At 68.5% G+C, this 7,692-nt stretch carries 12 protein-coding genes; 10 read left to right on the top strand and 2 right to left on the bottom strand.

The genetic code is table 11. From position 1 onward, the window contains the following. Positions 1-510 precede the first annotated feature (510 nt). Together BHU15_RS35190 and BHU15_RS35180 are read right to left on the bottom strand one after the other, a co-directional pair. Complete coding sequence (locus BHU15_RS35190; protein ID WP_079128599.1) at positions 511-1,806, bottom strand: tyrosine-type recombinase/integrase; 1,296 nt, start codon at positions 1,804-1,806, stop codon at positions 511-513. A gap of 400 nt (positions 1,807-2,206) precedes the next feature. Further along, positions 2,207-2,587, bottom strand: coding sequence for a helix-turn-helix domain-containing protein (locus BHU15_RS35180; protein ID WP_069630840.1), 381 nt, complete (start codon positions 2,585-2,587; stop codon positions 2,207-2,209). A 268-nt stretch (positions 2,588-2,855) separates the two neighbouring features. On the opposite strand from BHU15_RS35180, the gene BHU15_RS38860 reads away from it, so the two are divergent. The 10 genes from BHU15_RS38860 (at position 2,856) to BHU15_RS35140 (ending at position 7,495) form a co-directional block, all read left to right on the top strand. Continuing rightward, entirely contained in the window at positions 2,856-3,158 is a 303-nt protein-coding gene (locus tag BHU15_RS38860) for a DUF421 domain-containing protein (protein ID WP_079128597.1), read from the top strand. Beyond that, positions 3,142-3,381: a hypothetical protein gene (locus BHU15_RS35175; RefSeq protein WP_069630839.1), complete on the top strand. Its 240-nt coding sequence runs from the start codon at positions 3,142-3,144 to the stop codon at positions 3,379-3,381. Before BHU15_RS38860 ends, BHU15_RS35175 begins: the two co-directional genes overlap by 17 nt. 88 nt (positions 3,382-3,469) lie before the next feature. Then, positions 3,470-3,922 carry a DUF6197 family protein gene (locus tag BHU15_RS35170; protein WP_255293287.1) on the top strand — a complete coding sequence of 151 codons (453 nt, stop codon included), beginning with the start codon at positions 3,470-3,472 and terminating at the stop codon, positions 3,920-3,922. Next, positions 3,919-4,626, top strand: coding sequence for a hypothetical protein (locus BHU15_RS35165; RefSeq protein WP_069630838.1), 708 nt, complete (start codon positions 3,919-3,921; stop codon positions 4,624-4,626). The genes BHU15_RS35170 and BHU15_RS35165 overlap by 4 nt, the downstream gene beginning before the upstream one ends. Further along, complete coding sequence (locus BHU15_RS40605; RefSeq protein WP_171908515.1) at positions 4,623-4,760, top strand: hypothetical protein; 138 nt, start codon at positions 4,623-4,625, stop codon at positions 4,758-4,760. The genes BHU15_RS35165 and BHU15_RS40605 overlap by 4 nt, the downstream gene beginning before the upstream one ends. Further along, positions 4,750-5,139, top strand: coding sequence for a hypothetical protein (locus tag BHU15_RS35160; RefSeq protein WP_069630837.1), 390 nt, complete (start codon positions 4,750-4,752; stop codon positions 5,137-5,139). The genes BHU15_RS40605 and BHU15_RS35160 overlap by 11 nt, the downstream gene beginning before the upstream one ends. Beyond that, positions 5,129-5,503, top strand: coding sequence for a hypothetical protein (locus tag BHU15_RS35155; protein ID WP_069630836.1), 375 nt, complete (start codon positions 5,129-5,131; stop codon positions 5,501-5,503). Before BHU15_RS35160 ends, BHU15_RS35155 begins: the two co-directional genes overlap by 11 nt. Next, the gene (locus tag BHU15_RS35150; protein ID WP_069630835.1) at positions 5,500-6,465 is read left to right on the top strand and encodes a hypothetical protein; all 966 of its coding nucleotides are present in this window, start codon (positions 5,500-5,502) and stop codon (positions 6,463-6,465) included. The genes BHU15_RS35155 and BHU15_RS35150 overlap by 4 nt, the downstream gene beginning before the upstream one ends. Continuing rightward, positions 6,465-6,698 carry a hypothetical protein gene (locus BHU15_RS35145; protein WP_069630834.1) on the top strand — a complete coding sequence of 78 codons (234 nt, stop codon included), beginning with the start codon at positions 6,465-6,467 and terminating at the stop codon, positions 6,696-6,698. Before BHU15_RS35150 ends, BHU15_RS35145 begins: the two co-directional genes overlap by 1 nt. Next, positions 6,695-7,495 carry a PD-(D/E)XK nuclease family protein gene (locus tag BHU15_RS35140; RefSeq protein ID WP_069630833.1) on the top strand — a complete coding sequence of 267 codons (801 nt, stop codon included), beginning with the start codon at positions 6,695-6,697 and terminating at the stop codon, positions 7,493-7,495. Before BHU15_RS35145 ends, BHU15_RS35140 begins: the two co-directional genes overlap by 4 nt. Positions 7,496-7,692: the final 197 nt, after the last annotated feature.

Here is a 7,692-nt window from a genome sequence, read left to right as displayed (position 1 = left end):
AAACGCCCCGCCCGACGGCCGGCCTGACATCAGTCCACACGCGCGCCACTCCCCCACACCACCCGACGACGCCCAGCGCCGCACCGGCCCGACCGCGTCCCGGGGCGGTGGTCGGCCACCCCTGCGGATCATCCACACAACACGGCACTTCACCCCAACTCAACCCATTTCCCCGCCATCTTGCCAACCGCCGCACGGGGTAAGCCGGACAAAGATCAGCGGGTCCGGTTGAACCCCCGACGGCCCCGGACATGGAAAAGACCCCCCGCCCATGCACTGGACGAGAGGCCGGATCCGGTCTCACCTGCGGTTACTTCGGTGGGCGCGGACGGTTTCGAACCGCCGACATCTGCTTTGTAAGAACCCGTAAATCCCACCCAGGCGCTTCCGAGGACTTCCGGGGACTCCCGAGAGCTTCCCTGACCTGCGGGTACGGGAACTTCCGAGAAACTACTAGATCATCCGAGGGGGAATTGTGGCACCGATGTGGCATCGGTGCGGCATTCACCCTCACGACACGGCCCGCAGGTGCCGCCCCGTGACCAGCGCAGCCCGGACCTCCTCGACCAGTTCGGCCCCCGCGTGCTGGTACAGCCACGTCACCCTGCCGCCCCGCTCGTGGCCCATGATGACCTGAGTCTCCTTCTCCGGGACCCCCGCATCCTTCAGGCGGGTGGCGAAGGTGTGCCGGAGGTCATGCACTCGCGGCCAGATCTCCATCCGCCCGGTCTCCGGGTTCTTCACCTCGCGCGCCAAGCCTGCTGCCTTGATCGCCGGAATCCAGTGCCTCCGGAAATTCGGCCTCGTCAGAACTCCGTCCAGGGCCACCTTCTCCCCGTCCTTGTTCTTCCTCTTGGTCCCGGCCAGTGGCCCTCGGAAGATGAGTTCTTCGGGGTGCATCCCGTCTTCGATAGCCGACTCCGACATGGCAGGATGCAGGCGCTCCATCATCACCTGGACAGCCTCGACAGCAGCCGGAGTAAGCGGGACGGTCCGGAAACCAGCCCTCGACTTCGGGGCAGACTTCCGCCGGATCGTGCCACGGTCGTCGATGAGAACTTCCTTCACCTTCACCGTGGCTTGCCGGAGGTCCACATTGCAGGCCCTCAGACCCGTGTATTCACCCCACCGCATTCCGGTCTCCTCGGCGAACACTACAAGGGGCAGGTAGTAGTCCGTGAGGTGCTGCCGAATGAGTACGCATTGCGCCGCGGTCGGCGGGATCATCTCGTCGGGGTGTCGCGCGGGGGCCGGCGACACCTCGATGTCGAGGCATGGGTTGACGGGGATACGCCGGTCACGGAGTGCGGCGACCATCATGTGCCGCAGTAGTTCGAGCACTTTCTTCTGCGTTGCGTGACCTTTTACCTCGTTGCTGATCCAGTCCTGGATCTGGATCCAGGTGATGGAGTTCAGTTTGCGTTGCCCCCACTTCGGCTGGACGTGCACGGTCCATGCCGACAGCTTCCGGTTCTTAGTCGTGACGGACTTGATGGTGACGGTCGGCCACCAGATCGCGTACCACGCGTCGACCGTGATCGCGCCGCGCTTCGGGTCCTGGTACGTACCCTCGCGGACCTGCGTGCGTACCTTGTCGAGGTGCGCCTGCGCTTCCTTCTGCGTCGGGAAGACCGGGCCACACTGCTTTCCGTCAGGGTCCCGGTAGCGGGCCTGCCAGCTGCCGAGGCAGTCACGCCGCTTCTTCCGCTCGCCGTGCTCCGCCAGGGAGTACTTCTCCGCACACAGGGCACATCCGCACGTCTTGCTGCGCAGCTGCCTCGGGTTGTTCGCCGCTCTACGCGCCATAGGTGATCACCTGGCTACTCCGTCTCTGCTCGGGTACGCGAGGCAGCAGATCAACGTCCGCCCCGCACCAGCAGACTGCACCGAACTCCGGTTGCACGACGGCGAGTTCGGCGAGAATCGCCCGGACGACGATGACAGCACGACAGAGAGTTAAGTCGGTGGGGACCGTGATCACGCATTCTTCGGCGTCCCAAGGCGTGAAGGACTCGGCCGGGCTGAAAGCGATACGGACGCACATAGCGACCCCCGATTGCGCAGGCGAAATGGTCCCTTGCGCCGATGAGGGGAGGGCACCGGCCGTACAGGCGACCGTACCCCCGAGTGGACTATTTTGCGACCATAGTTACTCAAGATGACGACCCGTTAGACACGGTCCGTGACGAGATCTTTTAACAGAGACTCACGAGCGCGTCGAACGGTTGCCCTCTACAAGGGCACGCAGTTGTGTCTCGGTGAACTGCTGCTGCTCGGCGGTGAGTTCCCGGACCAGCCCGAGGATGCGCTCCTCGGCTTCGGGGGCGAGCGGGCCGGGCGTCTTACGGCCGGCGGCGGCGAAGATCTCGTCTTCAGAGAAGTCGGGAAAGGCGCGGTGGAGGGCCTTCAGCTTCTCGGGGTTGGGGCCGCGGCCGGTTCCCCGCTTGCGGTGGACCCAGTTGTTGACCGTGGCCGGAGAGACGTCGATGCGTCGCGCGATCTCGCTCTCGCTGACCTTGTGCTTGTCCTTCAGCCGCGTGAGGAGCTGCGCGAGGTCTTCAGTGGGGATCTGCGCCTCGTCTGCCACGGCCCCAAGATTGCCCCTCGCCATCTACTTTTCGCAAGTAAAAGTAGAAGCATGGCGCGAACTGATTCAGCGCGTAGCCTCCCCGCCACGCGCCGTAAGCGCTGGCATATGACATAACACTAGAACGCCCGTTCGATGATCGCCACCCCGACACTCCCGCTCGGAAGTTCTCGGGAGATCTCGTTGACAGCGCTGTGACTGTAACTGTAGAAATGTCACAGCACCTCATCCAGAGGAGCACACCCAGCCCAACCAGCACGGGGACCACATGCCGAAAGTGCTCCGCAAGGACGAAGGCCAGCCACTTCGCGACGAGATGCGCCGACAGGGACTGACCCTCGACCAGCTCGCCGAGAAGACCCGAGCGGTCGATCCCGGCGGACGCGGAGTCAGCCCCGCCACGATCGGCCGGCTCACCGGCACGGGGCGTACGGCGCGAAAGCGCTGCGAGCTACATACGGCCTGGCTGATCGCCGAAGGGCTGGACTGGCAGATCCACCGGGGCTTTCGCATGCCGCCACCTTCAACTGTTACTGAAGAAAGGTCAAGGTCAGATGCCGAAGAAGACTGACCGAGTCACCCCCCTCCCGGCCGGTCTCATCCCGCTGCTGACGATGCGTCAGCTGGAGACGTACTACGGGGTCTCGGACTGGACGGTCCTTCAGTGGATCGAGGCCGGGATGCCCGTCGAGTTGCTGCGGACCGCAGGCGCGAAGAACGCGCAGCGGCGGTTCGACCTCGACGCGGTGAAGAGGTGGCACGCGGACAACTCCGCGCTCGCCGCGACCGCCTGACCCCGCACATGAAGCGGGGCCGCCCGGACGGATCAGGTCCGGAACGACCCCAACGGATCACCTCACCACAGAGAACTGAGGCATCACCGTGAAGACCATTCTTCCACCGGCCACCGCGCCGACCAACTTCCCGAGCGGGGACCGGCGTACGGCGCGGGTCGCGCTGCCGACCCGCCGCCCGAGCACCGTGTCGGCCGTGTTCCGTGCTGCGGCGCGCGTTCTGGCGGCGAACGGTTTGTACCAGGGCGACTACGTGCCCGACGTCCGGGACAAGGAGATGCGTGTCCCGCACTTCCTGCGGCCCATGAGCATCGTGGCCGCGCTGAAGTGCGCCGCGTCCGGGGACCCGCACAGGGACACCGCGCTGGCGAACAAGGCGATCGGTGTGCTCGCACTGCGGCTGGACGACGGGCCGGCGTACGGCGACATCTTCAGCCTGGAGGCGCACGTCGACGGGTGGGGTGACCTGCCGGGTCGTTCGACGGAGTCGGCTGTCGCGGTGCTGTACGCGGCTGCGGACGCCGTGGAGGTGACGTCGTGAGTACGACGCGCGCCGTGACGGCGCTGGCGGCACTGATCCACGACGCGCAGCAGCGCCGGTCGACGGCGTACGGGATCGCGCTGGATGTGGACCGGGCGCAGATGCTCATGTCCCCGGAGACGGCGGCGGCGGCCGAGAGGGTACGGGAGGCGCTGACAGCGGCTGTCGCGGCGAACTCCGAGTTGGAGTCGCGACTGCTGGCCACCGAGACCGAGCGGGACCAGCTCCGGGCGCAGGTCGCCGAGTGGGAGTCGGCGGCCAAGGCGATTCGGGCGTTGCACACGGACTCGCCGGCGGGCCCGTGCCCGGTGTGTGTCGACCCGGCCGCGCTGGCGCGGGGCGCCGACTACACGGTGCCGTATCCGTGCCCGACGGCGATGTTCGCCGGGGCGAAGCGGGCCCTCCCGCTGGCGGCGGTGCACCGGGGCGAGTGCGGCAGCCAGTGCCCCGAGCACGAACACACCTGCCGCCGCAGCCCCGGTCACCAGCGCGGTATCTGCCGCGACGAGAAGCAGAAGGGCACGGAGTCCTGCACCTGGGACCCGGGCGCCGCGCTGAAGTTCGCCCGGGTGATCGACGCCGAGGACAGCTCGCACGCGGCCCGCGCCGAGTGCCCGTCCTGCGCGGCCCCGGCGGACGCCACCGGATGCCGGATCCCGCAGCACCGCGCGGGGTGCCCCCGCGCCGTGGGGGGTGCGTCGTGACGGTCTTGGCCTGGATCGCGTACTCGCTCACCGCGTACGGCCTCGGCGCCGCGCTCATGGTCGCCGTCCTCGACGGCCGCCACCACCCGATCGTCACTCTGTTCCGCCGCCACGGAGGCCGCCATGCGCGCTGACCTCGAGTTCCACGAGATCCATACCGAAGTCATCGTGATCGTCCCCGCGTTGGGCGCGTCGGACCTGACGGACCACTTCACGCGCCGCATCGTCATCCCGGAGCGGGTCGAGCTGCGGGCCGTCCGGATCGTGAAGCCGACCGAGTCCCGCGAGTGGGTGAGCGTCTCAGTCCACGGGCCGCGCCGCCTCAAGTCCGGGCTCCCGGGCAAGGAGATCAGCTCCTTCGGCTGGGACAGCGCCGTAGTCGAGAGCTACGACGGTGCGCCCACCTCCCGGCCGGACTGGCTGACCGCTCTGATCACCAAGCACCTGCCCGAGGGCTGGTCCTCGGTGCTGGTCGACGTGACCGCGACGGGCGGTGCCACCGATGCCCGCTGACCAGACGCCCGTTGACGGGCCGCACCGCATCCACGTGCGCCGCACCCCCTCGGGGGTGGAGCTGGACTCCTCCCACCGCATCGGGACCCTCCTCGTCGCGCTGGCACGGGACTTCGAGGAAGACCCCACCGGTGTCGCCGACCAGCTCCGCGAGTTGGCCGGCCTGGACCGGTCCGCCCGGCACCAGGGCGCCGACTCGCACGCCGTGCACGAGCGGGACGCGCTCGTTGATGAGCTGCTCGACAGCTTGGGCGGCGGGTCGCAGCTCATCTACGGCCGGCAGGTCGGCGCGCTCGCGGCGTCGCTGCTGGCGGCCGGGCAGGTCGCGATCGTCCCGACGCAGCAGGACCGGAGGGCGTCATGAGCGCCCGCGATCAGCTCCGCGCGATGGTCCCCATCGAGCAGGGCAGCCGTACCGTCTGGTCCCCGGACGAGGTGGGCGCCGCGCTCGACGCCCACCGCGCTGAGGTGCTGGCCGAGGCGAAGACCGAGACCGTGGCCTGGCTCGTGAAGAAGGCCCGCGAGGGCGCGCCCGTCGGGGAGCTGGCGTCCAAGCTCGACCGGGGTGCCGTACGGATCTTCATCGGGACCGGGCACTTCCGCGACGCCATGGACGCGCACCACGACAAGGTGACGCGGGGGAACGCGGACTGGCTGGAGGGCATCGGGCAGCACCACGCGGCCGAGATGCTGCGGCACTCGCTGGACATGGACGCGGAGATCGCCGCCGCCGAGGAGAAGGTCAGCACCACGGTGCCGACGGCCACTCCCGACGACGCCAGCACCCCGCCGTACGCCGACGTGCCCGCTGGCGAGATCAGCATCACCGGCTACCCGCCGATCACCCTCTCCGGCTGGACCTACACCGAGCTGGCCCCCGACTACTACGGGCACGTCTACATGCAGATCGGCGGCTGGCTTCCCGAGGGAAGGCCCTCCGAGGACACCCCGGTCGGCACACAGCAGATGGCCTACGCCCACCTTCACGGGCACGCCATGCCGCGCGACTTGAACGTGCAGATGGAGTCCAAGGCGTACGGCGGCGCGCGCCGCTTCCTGAAGATCCAATGGCGCAAGCCCGGCGAGCCCGAGTCCGCGCCGCTGACCGCGCGGCAGGAGCGCCTCCTCGCACACATGCGCGCCGCCAGCCGCCGCCTCTGGTCCACCGGCCCCGTCGAGGAGCTGTACCGGGCCTGGCACATCCGTACGCCGCGCCACGAGGCACGCCGCGATCTCGCACGCCTGGACGAACTCGGCCACCTCACCCGCCACGGCGACGACACCGGACGCCGCTACCGCCTCAACACCCGGAAGGACGGCGACTGATGAGCACCGACTCCCTCACCCGGCGCGGATACCTCGCCGCCGCCATAAGAGCAGACGGACGCCCCGTCACCACCGAACACGCCGTGCAGCTCCTCGACGGATCCCCCTACGCCGCCGGCCGGAACACCGTCCGGAAGCAGCTCGGAGGGCTGGCCAAGGACGGGGCCCTCACCTCCACCGACATCAACGGGCGCCGCGTGTATGTCCCCAACACCCCGGAAGGCAGCGCATGATCGCCACTGGCAACGACGAGTACAGCGAGAAACTCGCGCAGGGCATCGGCCGGTTCATCCTCGACGCCGACGCGAACAGTCCGCGGTCGCAGCAGAAGGCCATCGGCCCCTCCGAGGTCGGCGAGCCGTGCGAACGACAGCTCGCCTACAAGATCCACGACTGGCCCGAGTCCAACACGGCCCGGGACCCGATCGCCGCAATCATCGGCACCGGATTCCACCTCTGGATCGGCGAACGCTTCGAAGCCCGCAACACACAGCTCGGCGGAGGCCGTTACAAAGTCGAGGACCGGGTCACCGTACGCGACAGCCCCGTCGAGTCCGCCCGCCTGGCCGGCAGCGCCGACCTCTACGACCGGCTCATCGCCGCCAACCTCGACTGGAAACTCGTCGGCACCTCGTCGCACGACAAGTACCGCCGCCAGGGCCCCGGGGAGAAATACCGAATCCAGGCCCACCTCTACGGGCTCGGCCAGGAGAACGCCGGCGAGCACGTCGAACGCGTCGTCATCGTCTTCATCGCCCGCTACCACGAGCTGAAGGTCCACGTCTGGTCCGAGCCCTACGACCGGACCGTCGCCGAGACCGCACTCGCCCGGTTGGACCGCATCCGCGCCCAGGTCATGACCCTCGACCCGGAGACCAACCCCGCGCGGTGGGCCGACTTCCCCATCCCCGAGAAGCCCAACTGCCGCTTCTGCCCCTACCTCAAGCCGGGCAGCACGGACCTCAGCCAGGGCTGCCCCGGGGGCGGGTCGGCCAACGCGGGCGCCTCACTCCAGGCACTCATCGCCTGACCCATGAACTCGCCGGCTCAACCGAGGCCGGTGTCCATCACAACCAGCAGGAGCACACGCAGATGACAACCCCGCAGCAGCAGACGCATCAGGTCCCCAGCGCCGACGACTTCCTCATGGGCGGCGGTGGCGCGCCCACCGCGAAGTTCCCCACCCCCGGAGCCTCCGTCGGAGGGCGGGTCACCGAGAAGCCCACC

Source organism: Streptomyces niveus (assembly GCF_001723055.1).
Classification (GTDB): Bacteria; Actinomycetota; Actinomycetes; order Streptomycetales; family Streptomycetaceae; genus Streptomyces; species Streptomyces niveus.
This window is presented reverse-complemented; position numbering and strand designations above follow the sequence as displayed.